Here is a 19629-nt window from a genome sequence, read left to right as displayed (position 1 = left end):
CGGCGAACTCGTGACGAGCGGCCTGTGGAGGCGCTCAGCCCGCGGTGCCCTTCGCCGCGGTCGGCTGCTCGTCGCTGCCGGGAGCGGGCACGCCGTCGGGGTGCCGCTTCCGCCAGCGCCGCTTCCGCTTCGCCTCGACGCTCGCGTGGTGGTCGCGCTGCTTCGCCTCGAGCACGTGGTCCGAGTCGAGGCCCTTCCACCGCCCGCTCGCGATCGTCGTCACCATGGAGTTGACGGTCGCGATGAGCGGCACCGCGAAGAACGCCCCCGCGATGCCCGCGAGCCCGGACGCCGCCGTCACACCGAGCACGACGGCCAGCGGGTGCACCTTGACCGCGCTGCCCATCACGAGCGGCTGCAGTATGTGCCCCTCGACCTGCTGCACGACGAGGATCACGCCGAGCATGATCACCGCGGCGACCCAGCCGTTGAAGATGAGCGCGATGAAGACGGCGAGGAAGCCGGTGACGATCGCGCCGACGACCGGGATGAACGCGCCGAGGAACACGAACACCGCGATCGGGATGACGAGCGGCAGCTGCAGGGCGGCCGCACCGATGCCGATGCCGACGGCGTCGACGAACGCCACGAAGATCTGCACGCGGATGAAGCTCGTCAGGGTGGTCCACCCCGCGACCCCGGCGCCGTCGATGGCCGCGCGCGCCTTCTTCGGGAAGAGCCGGACGGTCCAGCGCCAGACGTTCTTGCCGTCGATCAGCAGGAAGATCACGGTGAAGATCACGACGAAGAGCCCGGCGAGCAGGTGCGTCAGCGACGACCCGGCACTGGCGACGCCGGACAGGATCGACCCCGAGTTGCTCGAGAGCCAGTCGGTGGCCTGGCTGAGGTACTTGTTGAGGTCGCCCTGGCTGATTCCGAGTCCGGAGTTGGTGACGAACTCGCGGATGGTGTCGTACTGCGACAGCGTCCGGTCGCGCAGGGAGGGGTAGGACGCGGCGATCTGGTCGACGACGAGCCAGATCAGACCAGCGACCGCCGCGAGCCCGCCGACCAGGCTGACCACGACCGCGATCCACTTCGGGACGTGGTGCCGCTGCATCCAGTTCGACAGCGGGACGAGGAGCGCCGCCACGACGATGCCGATGAGGAACGGGATGAGCACCTCGCTGAACAGCGTGACGAGGTAGATGACCACCGCGACGACCCCGAGCACGACGAGCACGCGCCACGACCAAGCGCCGGCGATCCGCATGCCGGTGGGCACCGAGTCCTCGACGACGGGATCGGGATGCGTCTTCTTGCCCCAGGCCATGCCAGCGAGTGTACCGACGCGGCACATCGGACGTTCCAGATGCGGCATACGCGTCAGCGGGCCGTGTCGGCGCGGCTCGGTAGCGTCGTCCTCATGGTCAGGACGACGCTCTCCGCCGCCGAGGCACGACGGGTCGCGCTCGCGGCGCAGGGTTTCGGCGCCGCCCCCGCCGACACCGTGTCGACCCGGACGCTCACGGCCGGGTTCGCGCGGCTCGGGCTGTTGCAGATCGACTCCGTGAACGTGTTCGAGCGGAGCCACTACCTGCCGCTGTTCGCCAGGCTCGGGTCGTACGACCGGGCCACGCTGGACCGTCTGACCATGACCCGTCGCGGTCCGTACGCCGAGTACTGGGCGCACGAGGCGGCGTTCGTCGCCCGGACCGACCTGCCGCTGTTCCGCTGGCGCATGGACGCGTTCCGGGAGCGTGACGCTCGCCCGAACCGGATCGAGGGCGTCGAGCGGACCGCCGGTGTCCGACGCGAGCTGCTCGCCCTGCTCCGGGTCGAGGGGCCGATGCCCGCGAGCGCCGTCGAGCACGAGGCGAACGTCCGCCGAGGCCCGTGGTGGGGGTGGAGCGACGTGAAGACCGGGCTCGAGCAGCTGTTCCGCTGGGGCGAGGTCGTGAGCGCCGGACGGTCCGGTTTCGAACGCGTCTACGCGCTGCCCGAGCAGGTCCTGGCACCCGGGGCCCTCGAGACCGCCCCCGACCGGACCACCGCCGTCACCGAACTCGTGCGGCGCGCGGGCCGTGCGCTCGGGGTCGCGACGCGCGCGGACCTCGCCGACTACTTCCGACTGCGCTCGGACGACACCGCCGCGGCCGTGACCGAGCTCGTCGAACGCGGCGAGCTCGTGCCGGTGACGGTCGAGGGGTGGAAGGATCGGGCCTGGCTGCACACCGACGCCCGGGTGCCCCGGCGCACGGCCGCGGACGCCGTGCTGAGCCCCTTCGACCCGGTCGTGTGGTTCCGTCGCCGGGCCGAGCGGATGTACGGCTTCCACTACCGGATCGAGATCTACACGCCGGCACCGAAGCGGGTGTTCGGCTACTACGTGCTGCCGGTCCTGCAGGACGACCGGCTGACCGGGCGGATCGACCTGAAGAGCGACCGGCAACGCGGGCTGCTCCGGGTCCGGACGGCCTGGCAGGAGCCCGGGGAGCACCTGGACGCCGAGCGGCTCGCGGAGACCCTGCGGCGGACCGCGACCTGGCAGGGACTCGACGGCGTCGAGGTCACCGACCGCGGCACCGCTGCGGCAGCCGTCGCCGGGGCGCTCGGTGTGCCGCTCGTGCCGCACGTCGCAGCGGACGACGCCGACGCTCCCGAGTCGACGCCGACGGACGACGCGGCCTGACGGTCACCGGTCGCGCTGCGGGGCGACCGGGACCGACGCGGTCAGAACTGGACGCGCGGGGGTTCGGCGATGGCCGAGGGCTCGGCGGTCTCGAAGAACGACGCCTCCTGCACGCCCTTGCTCCTCGCGAACGTCGACGTGGGGAAGTGCTTGATCTTGGTGTTGAGCTCGCGGACGCCGCCGTTGTACGAGCGTCGCGCGGCCTGGATGCGGTCCTCGGTCTCGACGAGCTCGGACTGCAGCTGCAGGAACGCCTGGCTCGACTGGAGCTGCGGGTAGCCCTCGGCGACGGAGAACACGCTCTTCAGGGCCTTCTGCATGTGGCCCTCGGCCACCGAGGCGCTCGGGGCGTCCCCGGCGCTGAGCGTCTCCGCCCGGGCCTTGCTGACGTCCGCGAAGACGGCCTTCTCGTGCGTGGCGTAACCCTGGACGGTCTCGACGATCGTGGGGATGAGGTCCGCGCGACGCTGCAGGTGGGTGGCGACGTCGTTCCACGAGGCGTCGACCCGTCCCGTGAGGGACATCAGCGACCGGTAGCTCGACCAGAGGGCGATCCCGACCACGACGAGCAGGACCACCACCACGGCGACGACGATGAGCGTCGTGACGAGTCCGGTGTCCATCGGGCGTACTCCTTTGCGCGTCGGGTACCGCGCGGCGTGCCGCGGGCGGTGCGTGGCCGTGCGAGGGCCGCCCACGATCCTACCGAGGCGCTCCCGGGAGGACCGACCGCGGCCACGGTTCACGGGTGATTCCCGAGTGGCGTCCACCGGGCGTCCGGGCGCCGTGCGGGCTCGTGCACCGTCGGACACATCATCCGTGCGGCGGATTGACCGCGGCGCGCGGATCACGTCTGATGGAGGCGGTGAACACGCTCGGGGACAATGTGGACGAGACGGCCGTCGGGGGCGACGGCCGCGTCCGTCGACCCCGCGCCCGGCGACTCGTCGGCACGGTCGCCGCCCTGTCCGCGGCGGCGGCGCTCGCCCTGTCCGGCGCGCTCGTGCTGGGCACCCCGGCCGAGGCGACGGCCGCCACCTCGTCCATGTCCACGTCCACGACCGCGACCAGCACCGCGAAGCCAGGCGTGGCCACGCCGGACGCCGCCGCGCCCGCAGCCACCACCACCACCGAGACCGACGGCACAGCCGACACGACAGCCGCAACAGCCGCACCCGCCGAACGCACCGCCACCAAGGCCACCCCCGCCCCCACGGGCACCCCGGCACCCCTGCTCGGCTCGCTCCCGCCCGACGCCGGCGGCTCGGGCTCCGGCTCCCCGACACCGACCCCCACCGACCGCCCCGCCGTCCGCCCGACCATCGCCGACCCCGGCGACGTCACGACCGCGACCGTCCGCCTGCACGGGACCGGCACCCCCGGACACACCGTCCGGATCACCGGTCCGGTCGGGACGGGCTGCACCGCGACGGTGGGCGCCGACGGTTCCTGGGCCTGCATGGCGACGGTCCGCTCGGGTCCGCAGCAGGTGTTCAGCGTCACGGACCGCGACGACACCGTACTGGGCTCGTCGAGCGCCCCCGCCTCGGACGTCGTCGTCCCGCCGTCCGTCACCACCGCCGGTCCGACCGCGGGTCCGCTCTCGGGCACGGGCCTGCCCGGCGCGACGGTCACCGTCGGCGTCGTCGGCGCCCGCGGCGAGGCGGTCGCCACCGTGCGCGCCGACGGCACCTGGACCGTGGCGCTCGGGTCGGTAGCCGCGCAGGACGGCCGCCTCACCGTGACGGCCTCGCAGACGGCGAGCACCGCGGGCGGCTACCGGTCGGACCTCCGCAGTGCCGCGTCCACGCCGCGCACCGTCACGCTCGACCGCACGCCGCCGTCCGCCCCGCGCATCGAGACGCCGCGGTCCGGGTCGACGATCGACGCCGCGGGGACCACGATCGCGGGCTCGGGCGAGCCGGGCGCCACCGTCACGGCGTACGTCGACCGCGCTCCGGTCTGCCGCACCCGGGTCGGCGACGACGGCCGCTGGCGCTGCTCGACCGAGGGTTCGGTCCTGAGCGGGGGCACGCACGCGGTCACCGCCCTGCAGCAGGACGCCGCGGGCAACGTCTCCCCGTCCTCCCCCGCGATCCGTGTCCGGGCGAGCGGCTCCACCACGTCCCCGAGCACGGCACCTGGCACCCCGTCGAGCACGGCGTCGAACGCATCTCCGACCGGTCCCCCGGGCCGGACCGCGGGCGCCACGCCCGGCACGACGCCGACCGCGGGCGGCGTCGTGCCTGGCAGCGCGAGCAGCGACCCCGGCGGCACGACGGGTGGCAGCGGCACCGCGGGCGACCCCGGGAGCCGCGGCGTCCCGGACTGGTCCGGTCCCGCTGGCGACTGGGCGGCCGCGACGACCTACGACCGCGGGGTGCCGTCGCTGGCAGCGTCGTTCTCGTGGGGCACCGTCCTCGTGGCGACCGCGGTCGCCGCCGGGTTCCTGGTCCTCGTCACGACGCCGCTCGCCCTCGTCGGCGCGGCGGCGCGGGGACGCCTCCGGACGTCGTGGCTGCGCAACCCGTTCGCCGGTGTCCTCGGCCGGAACCGCACGCGCGCCGAGCGTCGCCTCGGCGACGACGTGCTGCCCACCTGGGCCGCCGTCGCGCTCGGTGTCGGGATCGTCACGGTCGCGACGCTGCTCGGCGTCGGGGTCGGTCTCGAGGCCCGCTACGTCCGCCTCGCCGTCGCCGTGCTCGCCGGCTCGGCCGTCCTCACCGCGGCCGTGGTGGTCGCGACCCGTTGGGCCGCGGGGCGCGACCGCGGCACGGTCGGCTTCCACGTCTCGCCCTGGCTCGTCCTCGCCGCGCTCGTCGCCTGCGCGCTCACCCGGACGACCGACGTCTCCCCCGCCCTGGTCGTGGGCGCCGTCCTCGTCCCGGTCGGCCGCCCGGTAGCCGACACCGGCGCGCTCCGTCTCGGGTCCGTTCTGGCCGCGGGTGTCCGCAGCGCCACCGCCCGCACCGGCGCACTCCTGGTCGTCACCGTGGTCGGCTGGACGCTGCACTCCGTGACGCCGGACACCGGCTTCTGGGCCGCGCTCGGCTCCGAGTTCGCCACCACGCTCTGCGTCGGCGGCATCGGTGCGCTGGTCGTGTCGCTCGTCCCGGTCGCCGGCTCCGCGGGTGCCACGCTGCTGGACGCGGCACGGGGCCGGTACGTCGGTCTCGCGGTCGCGTCCCTCGCCCTGGCGGCCGCGGTCTACGCCGGCTCGGCGGTCCGGCCGACGGGCCCCGGGGTCGTCACCGCCGTCGCGACGGCCGCGGTGGCCCTCCTGGTCGTCGGCTGGTGGTGGCAGCGCCGACCCGGCGCCGCCGTCGGCGGCGACACGGCACGCTGAACCGCGACGTCCGTCACGTGGTGCGTGGACACCGGACGGGAGGCACGGGGCGGGCCCGTCACGCGCCTCCCGTCCGTCGTCCGTCCCGTCCCGGCGACCGCCGCACTCAGCGGGCCGCGTCGGTCGCGTCCGCGCGCGGGTGTGGTGCGTTACGTGCGAAGAGCCCGGGCAGGAGGCCGCCGATCTTCGTCCCGATGCACAGCGACACGAACGTCGCGAGGGGGACGCCGAGCGCCTGCGGGTCGAACGTCGCGACCGCCACCAGCCCGACCGTCCCGGGGACGAGGAGCAGGAACGCGGGGAAGAACGACACGGTCGCCGGGATCACGGGCACGAGCCGCTCGAGCAGTCGGGTCGCGACGAACAGCAGGGCCGCCGCCGCTCCCGTCGCGACGACGCTTCCCCACACCGGCGTCGTGCCACTCACCACCGCGTAGGCGGTGATCATGACCGCGACGGACACGAGCGTCAGCCGCCACCCGGACCGGAAGACCAGGCCGAGGCCGACCGCGAGCCCGACGACCGCCACCCACGACACCCAGTAGGACGGCACGGCCTCCCACCCGCCGCGGTCCGTGCCGACGCCGGCGACCTCCCCCACGAGCGCCGCGGAGGCCGGGTCGACCCGCAGTCCGGTGAACGCGCTGCCGGCGGCGATGCCCGCGGCCATGAACCCGAGCGTGATGAGCCCCTGGACGAGCCGCGACGACCCGGTGACGATGTCCGCCGCGGTGAGCTCGAGCAGCGCGTTCGTGATGAGCGCACCCGGGACGAACACCGCGACGGGCGCGCACACGGCGAACAGGGGCACGTGGTCGAAGCCGGTGCCGGCGGCGACGAGGCCGACGATGCTCGTCGAGACGAACGCCCCGAGGAACGGGATGATCGCGACGGCCTCGCGGAAGCGGCGCAGCACGAAGCTGATCACCCCGACGAGGGCGCCGACGCCGAGCGCGAGCAGGACCGCCCACCACGGGCAGCGGAACACCACCGCGAGACCAGCCGAGGTCAGGGCGTTGCCGACGATCCACGGCAGGGCCGGGGGCGGCACGGTGCCCGCGCGGATGGCCCGGACGCGGGCGGGGATCTCGGCGAGGCCGATCGACCCGCTCTCCAGGCCGAGCACGAGCCGGTTCGCGCGGGCTGCCTGGCGCGAGGAGAGCTCGATGCCCTCGGCGTTCACGATCGTGGCGGCGCCCGTCGCGACCTCGCTCACCATCACGAGCGCGGGCAGGACCCCCACGGCGAGGGTCGGCCCCACCCCGGCGGCGTCGCGGGCCTTCTCGAGCGCCGAGCGGACGTCGGTGACGGAGCTGCCGGCGTCGAGGAGCAGGGCGCCGAACGTGCCGAGGAGCATGCCGGTGGGGACGGTCTCGCCGTCGACGACCTCGACGTGGGCCTCGGGGCGTCCGAGGGCGTTGCGCAGGTTCGCGAGGGCGCTTCCGAGTCCGACCACGGACACGATGCTAGGTGGTCCTCGCAGTGGCGACGGACGGGGCGGGGCCGCCCCGTGCCTCCAGGCCGTTGCGACCCGGACGACGGGACCCGTTCCGTACCCCCGGTGGGACTCGAACCCACAACTCGGCGATTGTAAGGCGCATGACGGGACCCGTTCCGTACCCCCGGTGGGACTCGAACCCACAACTCGGCGATTGTAAGGCGCATGACGGGACCCGTTCCGTACCCCCGGTGGGACTCGAACCCACAACTCGGCGATTTTAAGTCGCATGCCTCTACCGGTTGGGCCACGGGGGCGCAGCCGCAACAGCCTACCGACGCGACGACGGCCGCCGCCCCACCGGGGCGACGGCCGTCGTGTCGTGCGTGCGTGCGGTGCGACGCCTACTTGGCGTCGGCAGCGGCCTCGACCGGCTGCGCGTCCTTCGAGACGTCCTCGGCGGGCGTCGCGTACGCGGGGCCGGCCGCGTCGGCGGGCTTGCCCTCCTCCGGGGCCGGCGCCGCGGCGGCCGGAGCCGACGCCTCGACCGCGGGCTTCGGCCGCGAGGCCCAGGCCTCGAACGAAGCACGAGGGGTCTCGCGGTCGTCGAGCGACGCGATGTCGCGGCCGAGGAAGAAGCCACCCACCCAGTCGCCGATGACGCGCCACTTGCGCTCCCACGACGGCATCGCCAGGCCGTGGTAGCCGCGGTGGGCGCCCCAGGCGAGGAAGCCCTTCATCGCGAACTTGCCGGACTGGAAGACACCGATGCCGAGACCGAGGCCCGCGACGGCGCCGAGGTTCTCGTGCTTGTAGTCGTTCGTCGCCTCGCCACGGAGCACGGCGACGAGGTTCTTCGCGAGCTGCTTGGCCTGACGGACCGCGTGCTGGGCGTTCGGGACGCAGAAGCCGCCCACGCCGCCGCCGGTGAGGTCCGGCACGGCCGCGACATCGCCGCAGGCCCACGCGTCGGCGACGACACCCTCGTCGTCCACGACCCGCAGGTCGGGCTGGACGCGGATGCGGCCGCGCTGCTCGAGCGGGAAGTCGGTGCCCTTGACCATCGGGTTCGCCATGACGCCGGCGGTCCAGATGATGAGGTCGGACTCGATGGTCTCGATCGAGTCGTCCTTCGCCTTGAGCTGGCAGACGCCGCCCTCGGCCGAGGCGAGCTGCGTCTCGAGGTGCACGGTGGCACCGCGGGACGCGAGGTTCTCGAGCACCCAGTGCGAGGTCTCGAGCGACACCTCGGGCATGATGCGGCCCATCGCCTCGACGAGGTGGAAGTGCGTGTCGTCGAAGGACAGCTCGGGGTAGCTCTTGAGCAGGTCGGACGCGAAGGAGCGGAGCTCGGCGAACACCTCGATGCCGGCGAAACCGCCACCGACGACGACGACCGTGAGCAGGCGGTCACGCTCGGGACCGGCCGGCAGGGTCGCTGCCTTGTGGAAGTTCACGAGGATCTTGTCGCGGATCGCCGCGGCTTCCTCGATGGTCTTCAGCCCGATGGCCTCGTCCGCGACGCCCGGGATCGGGAACGTGCGGGAGACGGCACCGGCGGTCATGACGATCTGGTCGTAGGACTCCTCCCACGCCTCGCCCTCGGCCGGGGTGATCGTCGCGGTCTTGGTGGCGTGGTCGACCTTCGTGACCTTCGCCGTGACGACGCGGGTCTTCTTGAGGTGACGACGGTGCGAGACGACCGCGTGACGCGGCTCGATCGAGCCGGCGGCCACCTCGGGCAGGAACGGCTGGTACGTCATGTAGGGCAGCGGGTCCACCATGGTGACCTCGGCTTCGCCCTGACGAAGGTGCTTCTCGAGCTTCCAGGCGGTGTAGAAACCGGCGTAACCGCCGCCGACGACGAGGATCTTGGGCACGGGGGATGATCTCCTTGGAGTGGGGTGGTTGCCGGGAGGCTGGTCAGAGTTCGCCGCCACCCGCCCCGACTCCGGCGTCTGCCATGCCATCATACGCCCGGCACTCGCACCGGGAGGGCGACCACTCGATGCGCTCGAGCGCGAGGTCGCCGATGGGGTTGACGCCGGGTCCGGCAGCGAGGGCGTGGCCGACGAGCGCGTGCAGGCACTTCACGCGGGTGGGCATGCCACCGGCGCTGATGCCGTCGATCTCGTCGACGTGCTCGATCGACTCACGGTCGGCCAGGTAGGACTCGTGCGCGGCACGGTACTGCGCCGCCACGGTATCGTCCTCGAGCAGGGCCGCCAGTTCCGGCATGACCTGGTTCGCCTCGAGGGTGCTCACGGCGGCGGTGGCCGCCGGGTGGCACAGGTAGTAGAGCGTCGGGAACGGGGTGCCGTTGCCCAGCCGCGGCTTCGTGGACACGACGGTGGGGTTGCCGCAGACGCAGCGTGCCGCGATCCCGATGACGTCGCGCGCCGGTCGGCCGAGCTGCGCCGACACGACCTGGACGTCGTGCTCGGAGGGCGGGTCGAAGGGAGGGGTCGTCACGGGCACGTGAGCCTACCCGAGTCCCGGCGCTCGGCCTACTTCGTGTCGCTGGTGGCCGCGCCCGTGGGGTCGCCGGTGCCCGAGACGTCCGGTGCGACGAGCTGGTCGGTGGTCTTCTTCGTCAGCCCGGACTCGAGCACCGAGGACAGCATCGCCTGCACCCAGTCGACCTTCGGCGTCTGCACGGTCGAGCTCACCGGGCTGCCCGAGTCGGTGCGGGCCTTCGTGTCCCCGGGGCCCTCGCCGGACCCCATCACGAGGTAGCTCTCCTCGCCCGGGTAGACGTAGAGCAGCCGGTCGCGGGCCTGCGCCTCGATGTACGCCGGGTCGTCCCAGCGGGCCACGTCCTGCTTCTTCTGCGCGACGTCGGCCTTCTGCGCGGCGACCTCGCGCTGCTGCTGGGCGATCTGCTCCTGCTGCTGCACGAGCGTCCGGAGCGAGGGGGCGAGCACCACGACGAACAGCACGATGATCGCGAGCATGAGCAGGCTGAACCCGGAGAACCGGATGGTCCGGTACCAGGGCTGCTCGTGGCCGCCGGTCGCCGGCATGGCCACGGGGACGCGGCGGACGCGGGGCTTCTGGCTGGGCACGTCACGACGATAACCCGATTGGGCGGGTCGGACCGGGACCGGCACGCGGGCGTGGGGTCGCCTCCCAGCCGGCCTGGAGGCGCGGTGCCGGCCCGCCCCGCCGGTCCCGTCCCGGCGTGTGGTCGCTTCCGCCGACCGCGTTCGCCATCGTCCTGTCACCCTGTCGCTCCGTGGCCCGTGCTCCCGCCCGTGCTCCCCGCCGCGCCGTCGCCCCCGTCACCCCCGTCGGCCCGAGCGGGCACAACACGCCGCCGGTGGTCCGTCGAGCGGGCGAAACCTGTCGCCGCTCGGGGCCGAGCGTGCCAGATGTGGCCCGCGCGACGGGCGGGGGCAGAGCCCGGGAAAGACGAGACGCCGCCCTCCCGGAGGAGGACGGCGTCTCGGTGGTGTCGTGGGTTACAGCGCGGCTGCACGCGGGAACGCCGTGCGGCCGGCGTAGACCGCGGCGTCGCCGAGCTCCTCTTCTATGCGGAGGAGCTGGTTGTACTTCGCGACACGGTCCGAACGGGCCGGGGCACCGGTCTTGATCTGCCCACCGTCGACGGCGACCGCGATGTCCGCGATCGTGGTGTCCTCGGTCTCGCCCGAGCGGTGCGACAGGATCGCGGTCATGCCGTGGCGGTGCGCCAGGGAGACGGCGTCGAGGGTCTCGGTCAGCGTGCCGATCTGGTTCACCTTGACCAGGATCGAGTTGCCGGCCTGCTCGTCGATGCCGCGCTGGAGGCGCTTCGGGTTCGTGACGTACAGGTCGTCGCCGACGAGCTGGAGCTTCGAGCCGAGCTCGGCCGTGAGGTGCTTCCAGCCCTCCCAGTCGTCCTCGGCCAGGGCGTCCTCGATGGTGACGAGCGGGTAGTTCGCGACGAGGTCCGAGAAGTACCCGGTGAACTCCTCGCTCGAGAGCTGCTTGCCCTCGAACGCGTACTTGCCGTCGTGGAAGAACTCGGTCGCGGCGACGTCGAGGCCGAGCGCGATGTCCTTGCCCGGGGTGAAGCCCGCCTTCTCGATCGCGGCGAGCAGGAAGTCGAGCGCGGCGCGGTTCGAGGCGAGCTCGGGGGCGAAGCCGCCCTCGTCGCCCAGGCCGGTCGCGAGGCCCTGCTTCTTCAGCTCGCCCTTGAGGGCGTGGTACGTCTCGACGCCCCAGCGGAGCGCCTCGGAGAAGCTCTCGGCGCCGTAGGGCACGAGGAAGAACTCCTGGATGTCGACGTTGGTGTCCGCGTGGGCACCACCGTTGACGACGTTCATCAGCGGGACCGGCAGCGTGTGCGCGTTCGGGCCGCCGAGGTAGCGGAACAGCGGCAGGTCGGCCGAGTCGGCGGCGGCGCGGGCGACGGCGAGCGAGGCACCGAGGATCGCGTTCGCACCGAGGCGCGACTTGTTCTCGGTCCCGTCGAGCTCGATGAGCGCGGCGTCGACGAGGCGCTGGTCGGTGGCGTCGAAGCCCTCGAGCGCCGGGCCGATCTCGTCGAGGACGGCGTCGACGGCCTTCAGGACGCCCTTGCCGCCGTAGCGGTTCGCGTCGCCGTCACGGAGCTCGTACGCCTCGAACGCGCCGGTGGATGCACCGGACGGGACGAGCGCGCGCGAGACCACGCCGTCGTCGAGGAGGACCTCGACCTCGACCGTCGGGTTGCCTCGGGAATCGAGGACTTCGCGTGCTCCTACGGCATCGATCTGGGCCACGGGGTACTCCCTACGAGTTCGGTGGTGGTGTTTGCGGGTCCGATCCTACCGACGCGCGGCGGAGCGGAGGTGTCGTGCGTCAGGCCAGTGGACGGAACTCGACGCCGTCGAGCGTCTCGGTGTCGGCGCGCACCGTGGCGAAGGCGTCGAAGCCCTGGGCGGCGAGTCCGGCCAGCAGGTTCTTGGTGTTCTTCGTCCGGCGCTCCAGGCGGACCCGACGGTGCGACCCGAGCGCCTCGGCCTTGAGCGCGGCGAGCCGGACCGGGTCGACGTCCTTGTCGTGCACGAGCACGACGGCGTCGGACTCGGCGGACTCCGGGAGCGTCACGAGGTCGACGAGCCGCTCGAAGCCGAGCGAGAAGCCCACCGCCGGGACGTCCTGGCCGAGGAACCGGCCGATCATGCCGTCGTACCGGCCGCCGCCGCCGAGGCTGTAGCCGAAGTCCGGGTGCGCGACCTCGAAGATCGTCCCCGTGTAGTACCCCATGCCGCGCACGAGCGTCGGGTCGAAGCGCAGGTCGACCCCCGGCAGGGCCTCCCGCAGGCGGAGGAGGTCGGCGAACGCGTCCGGCTCCAGCCAGGCAGCACCCCGGACCGCGTCCCAGTCGGCGGACTCGAGCGCACGGATCGTGTCCTCGAGCCCGGGCAGCTCGGCCCCGACGACCTCGCGCAGTTCGGCTGCGACGCCGTCGGCTCCGATCTTGTCGAGCTTGTCGATCGTGATGAGGGCCCGGTCCGCCGTCGCCGGCTCGGTGATGCCCCACGAGGCGAGGAGCCCGAGCAGGATCCGACGGTCGTTGATCCGGATCGTCGTGCCCGCGATCCCGAGGGCGTCGAGCGCCGCCGTGGTCGCACGGATCAGTTCGATCTCGGCGAGCTGCCCGGGCTCGCCGAGCACGTCGATGTCGCACTGCACGAACTGGCGGTAGCGGCCTTTCTGGGGGCGCTCGGCACGCCAGACGGGCGCGATCTGCACCGAGCGGAAGACCGTGGGCAGCTCCGAACGGTGGGAGGCGTAGAAGCGGGCGAGCGGGACCGTGAGGTCGAACCGCAGCCCGAGGTCGGCGAGGTCGAGCGGCGCCTCAGCCTGCTGCAGGTCCTCGGTGGACAGTCCGCGCTTCATGACCGCGAACGCGAGCTTCTCGTTGTCGCCGCCGAGACCGGAGTGCAGGCGTGCGGCGTCGTCGACCACGGGCGTCTCGATCTCGTCGAACCCGTGTCGCGCGTACACGCCCCGGATCACGCCGAGGACGTGCTCCCGACGGGCCTTCTCCGCGGGGAGGAAGTCACGCATGCCACGGGGAGCCGTCACGGTCGTCGCCATGCCCGCAATCCTGCCAGAGTCCGACGCCGCGCTTGCACGAGTGCCGACCTACTGATACTCTGCATGCAGAACCTCGGTCCGGTGGTCTCCTGATCCGATCACCGGGCCGTTCGCGGGGCCGATGTGCTGCAACAGGCCCCGCGGTTCGAGCGGGTGTCCCTGTCGGCGCGTTCCCTGGCGCGCCGTGGCCCGCTCGCGGGCGTCCTCCTTTTTCGGGTTGGGAGGACGCCCGCTTCTCCGTTCCCGGACGCGTCGTTCCCGGACGCGTCGTTCCCGAGCACGTCGTTCCCGAGCCCGTCGTTCCCGGACGCGTCGTTCCCGAGCACGTCGTTCCCGGGCCCGTCGTTCCCGGACGCGTCAGTCGCCGGCGCGACGCCCGGTCGCGAGCATCGCCCTGGCCTGCACACGCCCGTCACTCCCCCTCGCGCCCGACCTCCTCGAGCCGCGCCACCGCAGCACGGAGTCCCGCCACCGGGTCCACCCCCGCAGCCCGTGCCGCCGCGACCTGCGCGAGCATCTCGATCCCCCACCGCTCGTCCGCGCCGGGGTGAGCAGCAGAACCGCCGGCTCCGACCCGCTCGACCACCGCCCCCGCGTCCCCCCGCTCGTCCAACCGCTCGAGCAGCTTCACAGCCCGCTCGAGCGGCGGCATCGCACGCGGCACCCCGTCGAACGCGCTCCGTCGCCCGGCCTTCTCCGCCGCCTTCGCCGCACGCCAGACGCGCACGACCTCGTCCTCGGTGTCGGCGTGCTCGTCCCCGAACACGTGCGGGTGCCGGCGGACCATCTTGTCCCGGACCCCGGCGGCCACGTCCTCGAGGTCGAAGCCCCCGGCGGCCGCCGACAGCCCCGCGTGCAACACCACCTGGTACAGCACGTCGCCGAGCTCCTCCCGGAGTTCATCGCGGTCGTCGGCGTCGATCGCGTCGACCAGCTCGTACGACTCCTCGACGACGTACCGCGCGAGCGAGGCGTGGGTCTGCGCCCGGTTCCAGACGCACCCACCCTCTGGCGCGAGCAGTCGGTCGACGACGGTGACGAGGTCCTCCACGGCGGTCATGGCGCCATGCTCGCACGCAGGCCGGTCCGGTAGCCTGGCCATGGTGTGTCGGGAAGTCTGGTCGACGGTCGTCGACCCGTACCCCGAACCCGGAGATCCATGCTGGCACTCGTCCGCTCCCCCCGCTTCAGCGCGATCGCGCTCCTGACCGCCGCCGTCCTCGGCCTCGTCGTCGCGAACACCGCGCTCGGTCCAGGCCTCGAACGACTGCTCGACGCCCACTCGCCGTGGGGTGTGGTCGGTCTCGACCTGTCGGTGTCGCACTGGATCAGCGATGGCCTGCTCGCCGTGTTCTTCCTGCTCGTCGCGATCGAGCTGAAGCACGAACTGCTCGAGGGTGAGCTCTCGAACCCGAGGACGGCGGTGATCCCGGCGATCGCAGCGGTCGGCGGCGTGGTCGTCCCGGCCCTGGTGTACCTCGCCGTGACCACGGGCACGTCGTACCAGCACGGCTGGCCGATCCCCACCGCGACGGACATCGCGTTCGCCCTCGGTGTCCTCGCGATGTTCGGCCGCGGGCTCCCCTCGACCGTCCGGGTGTTCCTGCTCGCGCTGGCGGTGCTCGACGACCTCATCGCGATCGTCATCATCGCCGTGGTGTTCGCACACGGCACTGACTTCGCCGCCCTCGGGGGCGCGGTCGTCGCACTCCTCGTGTTCGCCCTGCTCGGGCGGCTGCTCCGCCCGGGACGCACCGGTCAGGCGTGGATCATCCTCGCGATGGTCGCGGTCGGCCTCGTCACGTGGTGGCTCGTGTACCACTCCGGCGTGCACGCGACGATCGCCGGCGTCGCCCTCGGCCTGGTGCTCCCGCGTCGGCCCGGCCACGTGCTGCACGAGCGCGTGGAGCCGTGGTCGAACGCGGTCGTGCTGCCGCTGTTCGCGTTCGCCTCGGCTGCGGTCGTGGTGCCGAGCGTCGGCCTCGGCGAGCTCTCCCCCACGTTCTGGGCGGTCGTCCTGGCCCTGCCGGTGGGCAAGCTCATCGGCATCACCGTCTTCGGCGCGATCGCGACGCGGGCCTTCCGCGCGCCCGGGCGCTCGACGCTGTCGTTCGGCTCGATCGTCACCGTCGGGGTGCTCGGCGGCATCGGCTTCACGGTGTCGCTGCTCATGAACGAACTGGCCTTCGCGCGCAGCGAGGAGGTCCTGGACGAGGGCGTCCTCGCCGTCCTCGTCGGCTCGGGCATCGCGATGGTCGCCTCCGCGGTCGTCGTCAGCCTGCGTGCGCGGCGGTACCGCGCTCGGCGCGAACTGTTCGAGGCGGAGGCGACCGAGTAGCGGTCACGACCCACGGGTGGTGACCCACTGACGGACGGGCGCGCCCCGCTCAGCGGCAACGCGAAGCGTTGCGCGGGGCGCGCCGACCGAGCCTGCGAGGAAGGGGTGCCAGCTAGCACCGTGCCTCCCGGTCGTCCAGAGGTCGCCGCTCAGGCGGCCGGTGCCTCGGCCGGCGTCTTCGACGCCCCGTAGACGGCGGTGAGGATGCTCTCCACCCACTGGATGAGGCCGTCGTCGGGCAGGGACTCGCCGTGCGGCTTGGGGAGCGGGATGCTCGACGCGTTCTGCTGCGGGAACCAGCGCGCACCCGGGAACATCCGCTTGAGCCGGACCTGTGCCGAGTCAGCGAGCTCCTTGCCGGCGACCCGCAGGTTCGAGCCCATCACGACCACGTCGGACAGCCCGACCTGCTGCGCCATCCGGCGGAGCCGGGAGACCTCGACCAGGGTGAGCACGGCCTGCGGCGGCTGGCCGTAGCGGTCGGTGAGCTCGTCGAGCACCATGTCGATCGCCTCGGGCTGCGCCGTCGGGGCCGAGGCCGCTGAGAGCTTCTGGTACGCCTCGAGCCGGAGCCGCTCGGACTCGACGTAGTCCTCGGGGATGTGCGCGTCGACCGGGATCTCGAGCCGGAGCTCTGTCTGCCCCTCGGCGACGTCCCCGCGGAACTGCGACACCGCCTCGCCGATCATCCGCAGGTAGAGGTCGAACCCGACGCCCGCGATGTGGCCGGACTGCTCGCCACCGAGCAGGTTGCCCGCACCGCGGATCTCGAGGTCCTTCATGGCGACCTGCATGCCCGCGCCGAGCTCGTTGTTCGCGGCGATGGTCTCGAGGCGGTCCTGCGCGGTCTCGGACAGCGGCTTGTCGGCGTCGTAGAGGAAGTACGCGTAGCCGCGCTCCCGCCCACGACCGACGCGACCGCGCAGCTGGTGCAGCTGGGACAGGCCGTACTTGTCCGCCTTGTCGATGATGAGCGTGTTCGCGTTCGCGATGTCCAGGCCGGTCTCGACGATCGTGGTCGACACGAGGACGTCGAACTTCCGCTCCCAGAAGTCGACCATGACCTGCTCGAGGGCGCCCTCGGACATCTGCCCGTGGGCGACCTGGATGCGGGCGTCGGGGACGATCTCGGCAAGGTGCGACGCCACGGACTGGATGTCCTTGACGCGGTTGTGCACGTAGAACACCTGGCCCTCGCGCAGCAGTTCGCGCCGGATCGCCGCGGCGACCTGCAGGTCGGACTGGGGTCCGACGAAGGTCAGGATCGGGTGGCGGTCCTCCGGCGGGGTGGCGAGCGTGGACATCTCGCGGATGCCCGTGACCGCCATCTCGAGCGAGCGCGGGATCGGCGTCGCGGACATCGCCAGGACGTCGACGTTGGTCTTGAGCTTCTTGAGCTGGTCCTTGTGCTCGACGCCGAACCGCTGCTCCTCGTCGATGATGACGAGGCCGACGTCCTTGAACTGAATGCTCTGCGACAGGATCCGGTGCGTGCCGATGACGATGTCGACGGTGCCGTCGGCGAGACCCGCGATGGTCTCCTTCGACTCCTTCTCGGACTGGAAGCGGCTCAGTGCGCGGAGGTGCACCGGGAACCCGGCGAAGCGCTCCTGGAACGTCTCCATGTGCTGGCGGACGAGCAGGGTCGTCGGGACGAGCACGGCGACCTGCTTGCCGTCCTGCACGGCCTTGAACGCGGCGCGGATCGCGACCTCGGTCTTGCCGTAGCCGACGTCGCCGGACAGCAGGCGGTCCATCGGGATCGGGCGCTCCATGTCGCGCTTGATCTCGTCGATGGTCGTCAGCTGGTCGGCGGTCTCGGCGAACGGGAACGCCTCTTCCAGCTCGCGCTGCCACGGGGTGTCGGGGCCGAACGCGTGCCCCTTCGACGCCATGCGCGCGGAGTACAGCTTGACCAGGTCGACCGCGATGTCGCGGACGGCCTTGCGCGCCTTCGACTTCGCGGCCGCCCAGTCCGAGCCGCCCATCTTCGACAGCGTCGGGCTCTCGCCGCCGACGTACCGCGAGAGCTGGTCGAGCTGGTCGGTGGGGACGAACAGCTTGTCGCCCGGGTAGCCGCGCTTCGACGGCGCGTACTCGAGCACGAGGTACTCGCGCTGCGTCTTCACGGCGTTCCGGCCGCCGCTCGAGACCTCGCGACTGACGAGTTCCACGAACTTGCCGATGCCGTGCGTGGCGTGCACGACGACGTCGCCGGCCTTGAGCTGCAGCGGGTCGACGACGTTCTTGCGGCGGGCCGCGAGCTTCTTGACGGTGCGGGCGCCCTGCTGGACGCTGCGGCCGTAGAACTCGGCTTCGCTGAGGAGCGCGATCCGGGGGTCCGGCGTGGCGAAGCCGGCCTCGACCGAGGCGGTCGTGACGACGGCGACGCCCGGCTCCGGCGGGGCGGTGAGCTCGCCGGCACGGGCGGCGACCCCGGCGTCCGCCAGGACCTGCACCGCGCGCTCGACGAGCCCCTTGCCCTGCGCCGTGACGACGACCGCCCAGCCGTCGTCGACCAGGTGTTTGACGTGCTCGACGGCACCGTCCGCGCTCCCAGCGAAGCTCGGGATGGCCTCGGCGCGCACGCGGATGTACTCCCCCGCCTCGGCCGCGGCCTCGGCGTCGGTGAGCACGCGGTCGCGGTCGCCCTCGTCGAGCCCGGAGTCGAAGGGCGTGACCGTCCACCAGGTGCGCTCCCCGCAGCCGTTCTTGAGCTGCTGCACGGTGAGGAAGTTGCCCGCGTCGAGGTCGATCGGCGCCTGTGCCCCGGCGACCGCGGCGCTCCACGCGGCCTGCAGGAACTCGGTGTTCGTCTCGGCCAGGCTGTGCGCGCGCCCGGCGACCCGCTCCGGGGAGAGCACGGCCACGGTCGCGGCGTCCGGCAGGTAGCTCGTGACGGGGACGAGGTCCTGCACGAGCGCCGGTGCGAGCGACTCCATGCCCTCGACCGGGATGCCCTCCGCGATCTTCGCGAGCATCTGGGACAGGTTCGGGAACTCGTGCAGCATCTCGCGCGCCCGCTGCCGCACGTCGTCGCTCAGCAGGAGCTCACGGGATGCGGTGAGGTCGACGTCACCCAGGTCGTCGTCGGTCGTGCGCTGGTCGGCCACGGAGAAGGCCTTGATCGCCTCGATCTCGTCGCCGAAGAAGTCGACGCGCACCGGGTGGTCGGCCCCCGGGGGGAAGACGTCGAGGATGCCACCGCGCACGGCGAACTCACCCCGACGGGTCACGAGGTCGACGCGGGCGTAGGCCAGGTCGACGAGCTGCGACGCGATCTGCCCGAGGTCGTTGCCGCGGGAACCGCTGCGGAGCGCGACGGGTGCGAGCGACGTGAGGTTGCCGGCGATGGGCTGCAGCGCCGCGCGGACGCTCGCGACGACCACGGTCGTGCGGCGCTCGGCCGGCGCGGCGTCCTGCCACGCGGCGAGCTTCCGGAGGGTGGCGATGCGCGTGCCGACGGTCTGCGCGCTCGGGCTGAGCCGCTCGTGCGGCAGGGTCTCCCACGCCGGGAACTCGAGGACCTCGGCGTCGGGCACGGTGCACGTGAAGGCACCGCGGACCGCCTCGGCCTCGCGCCCGGTCGCCGTGATCACGAAGAGGCACTGGGGGCCGTCGCGCTCGGCCAGGAGCGCCGCGAGCAGCGGCACGCGGAGGCCGTCGACGACGGAGAAGTCGGCGTCACGCCCGGCGGCGCGGAGGACGCGATCGAACGCGGAGGCGCGCGAGAGCGCAGGGATGATGCCCGAGATCGTCACTCAGACGATGGTAGCGGCGCCCTCCGACAGGCGTCGGGGCGTGCG

General features: G+C 72.7%; 13 protein-coding genes and 1 tRNA gene. 3 read left to right on the top strand and 11 right to left on the bottom strand.

Going from position 1 to position 19629, the window contains the following annotated elements:
* Nucleotides 1-34: 34 nt before the first annotated feature.
* Nucleotides 35-1273, bottom strand: coding sequence for an AI-2E family transporter (locus DEU32_RS00585; protein WP_114848908.1), 1239 nt, complete (start codon nt 1271-1273; stop codon nt 35-37).
* Nucleotides 1274-1366: 93 nt separating this feature from the next.
* Here DEU32_RS00585 and DEU32_RS00580 point away from each other — a divergent pair, with 93 nt between their 5' ends.
* The gene (locus DEU32_RS00580) at nt 1367-2632 is read left to right on the top strand and encodes a winged helix-turn-helix domain-containing protein (RefSeq protein WP_114849165.1); all 1266 of its coding nucleotides are present in this window, start codon (nt 1367-1369) and stop codon (nt 2630-2632) included.
* Between the two features lie 41 nt (nt 2633-2673).
* Here the strand turns inward: DEU32_RS00580 and DEU32_RS00575 are convergent, their stop codons facing one another.
* On the bottom strand, nt 2674-3255 hold the full coding sequence (locus DEU32_RS00575) for a LemA family protein (RefSeq protein ID WP_114848907.1): 582 nt from the start codon (nt 3253-3255) through the stop codon (nt 2674-2676).
* A 233-nt stretch (nt 3256-3488) separates the two neighbouring features.
* Between DEU32_RS00575 and DEU32_RS00570 the strand changes: the two genes are divergently transcribed.
* Nucleotides 3489-5978, top strand: coding sequence for an Ig-like domain-containing protein (locus DEU32_RS00570; protein WP_114848906.1), 2490 nt, complete (start codon nt 3489-3491; stop codon nt 5976-5978).
* 106 nt (nt 5979-6084) lie between these two features.
* Here the strand turns inward: DEU32_RS00570 and DEU32_RS00565 are convergent, their stop codons facing one another.
* From DEU32_RS00565 to DEU32_RS00530, 8 genes are all read right to left on the bottom strand, one after another.
* Nucleotides 6085-7434 carry a threonine/serine exporter family protein gene (locus DEU32_RS00565; protein ID WP_114849164.1) on the bottom strand — a complete coding sequence of 450 codons (1350 nt, stop codon included), beginning with the start codon at nt 7432-7434 and terminating at the stop codon, nt 6085-6087.
* Nucleotides 7435-7659: 225 nt separating this feature from the next.
* Nucleotides 7660-7733, bottom strand: a tRNA-Leu gene (locus tag DEU32_RS00560).
* Between the two features lie 87 nt (nt 7734-7820).
* Nucleotides 7821-9296 carry an NAD(P)/FAD-dependent oxidoreductase gene (locus DEU32_RS00555; RefSeq protein ID WP_114848905.1) on the bottom strand — a complete coding sequence of 492 codons (1476 nt, stop codon included), beginning with the start codon at nt 9294-9296 and terminating at the stop codon, nt 7821-7823.
* A gap of 43 nt (nt 9297-9339) precedes the next feature.
* Entirely contained in the window at nt 9340-9888 is a 549-nt protein-coding gene (locus DEU32_RS00550; RefSeq protein WP_114849163.1) for a DUF501 domain-containing protein, read from the bottom strand.
* A gap of 35 nt (nt 9889-9923) precedes the next feature.
* Nucleotides 9924-10481, bottom strand: coding sequence for a septum formation initiator family protein (locus tag DEU32_RS00545; protein ID WP_114848904.1), 558 nt, complete (start codon nt 10479-10481; stop codon nt 9924-9926).
* 396 nt (nt 10482-10877) lie between these two features.
* On the bottom strand, nt 10878-12161 hold the full coding sequence (gene eno / locus DEU32_RS00540) for a phosphopyruvate hydratase (RefSeq protein ID WP_058728084.1): 1284 nt from the start codon (nt 12159-12161) through the stop codon (nt 10878-10880).
* A 79-nt stretch (nt 12162-12240) separates the two neighbouring features.
* The gene (hisS, locus tag DEU32_RS00535; protein ID WP_114848903.1) at nt 12241-13485 is read right to left on the bottom strand and encodes a histidine--tRNA ligase; all 1245 of its coding nucleotides are present in this window, start codon (nt 13483-13485) and stop codon (nt 12241-12243) included.
* Between the two features lie 412 nt (nt 13486-13897).
* Entirely contained in the window at nt 13898-14545 is a 648-nt protein-coding gene (locus DEU32_RS00530) for a MazG family protein (protein ID WP_181819150.1), read from the bottom strand.
* A gap of 99 nt (nt 14546-14644) precedes the next feature.
* On the opposite strand from DEU32_RS00530, the gene nhaA reads away from it, so the two are divergent.
* Nucleotides 14645-15823, top strand: coding sequence for a Na+/H+ antiporter NhaA (gene nhaA / locus DEU32_RS00525; protein ID WP_181819149.1), 1179 nt, complete (start codon nt 14645-14647; stop codon nt 15821-15823).
* 149 nt (nt 15824-15972) lie between these two features.
* Here nhaA and mfd read toward each other — a convergent pair whose 3' ends face one another.
* Nucleotides 15973-19584, bottom strand: a complete 3612-nt coding sequence (gene mfd / locus DEU32_RS00520; protein ID WP_114848901.1) for a transcription-repair coupling factor — start codon at nt 19582-19584, stop codon at nt 15973-15975.
* Between the last annotated feature and the right edge of the window lie 45 nt (nt 19585-19629).

The sequence above is a fragment of the Curtobacterium sp. AG1037 genome (assembly GCF_003349855.1).
Classification (GTDB): domain Bacteria; phylum Actinomycetota; class Actinomycetes; order Actinomycetales; family Microbacteriaceae; genus Curtobacterium; species Curtobacterium citreum.
This window is presented reverse-complemented; position numbering and strand designations above follow the sequence as displayed.

What these genes read in the sequence shown, in the direction of transcription:
- DEU32_RS00585 (WP_114848908.1), bottom strand. Translation starts at nt 1,273, where the DNA reads ATGGCCTGGGGCAAGAAGACGCATCCCGATCCCGTCGTCGAGGACTCG.
- DEU32_RS00580 (WP_114849165.1), top strand. Translation starts at nt 1,367, where the DNA reads ATGGTCAGGACGACGCTCTCCGCCGCCGAGGCACGACGGGTCGCGCTC.
- DEU32_RS00575 (WP_114848907.1), bottom strand. Translation starts at nt 3,255, where the DNA reads ATGGACACCGGACTCGTCACGACGCTCATCGTCGTCGCCGTGGTGGTG.
- DEU32_RS00570 (WP_114848906.1), top strand. Translation starts at nt 3,489, where the DNA reads ATGGAGGCGGTGAACACGCTCGGGGACAATGTGGACGAGACGGCCGTC.
- hisS (WP_114848903.1), bottom strand. Translation starts at nt 13,485, where the DNA reads ATGGCGACGACCGTGACGGCTCCCCGTGGCATGCGTGACTTCCTCCCC.
- DEU32_RS00530 (WP_181819150.1), bottom strand. Translation starts at nt 14,545, where the DNA reads ATGACCGCCGTGGAGGACCTCGTCACCGTCGTCGACCGACTGCTCGCG.
- nhaA (WP_181819149.1), top strand. Translation starts at nt 14,645, where the DNA reads ATGCTGGCACTCGTCCGCTCCCCCCGCTTCAGCGCGATCGCGCTCCTG.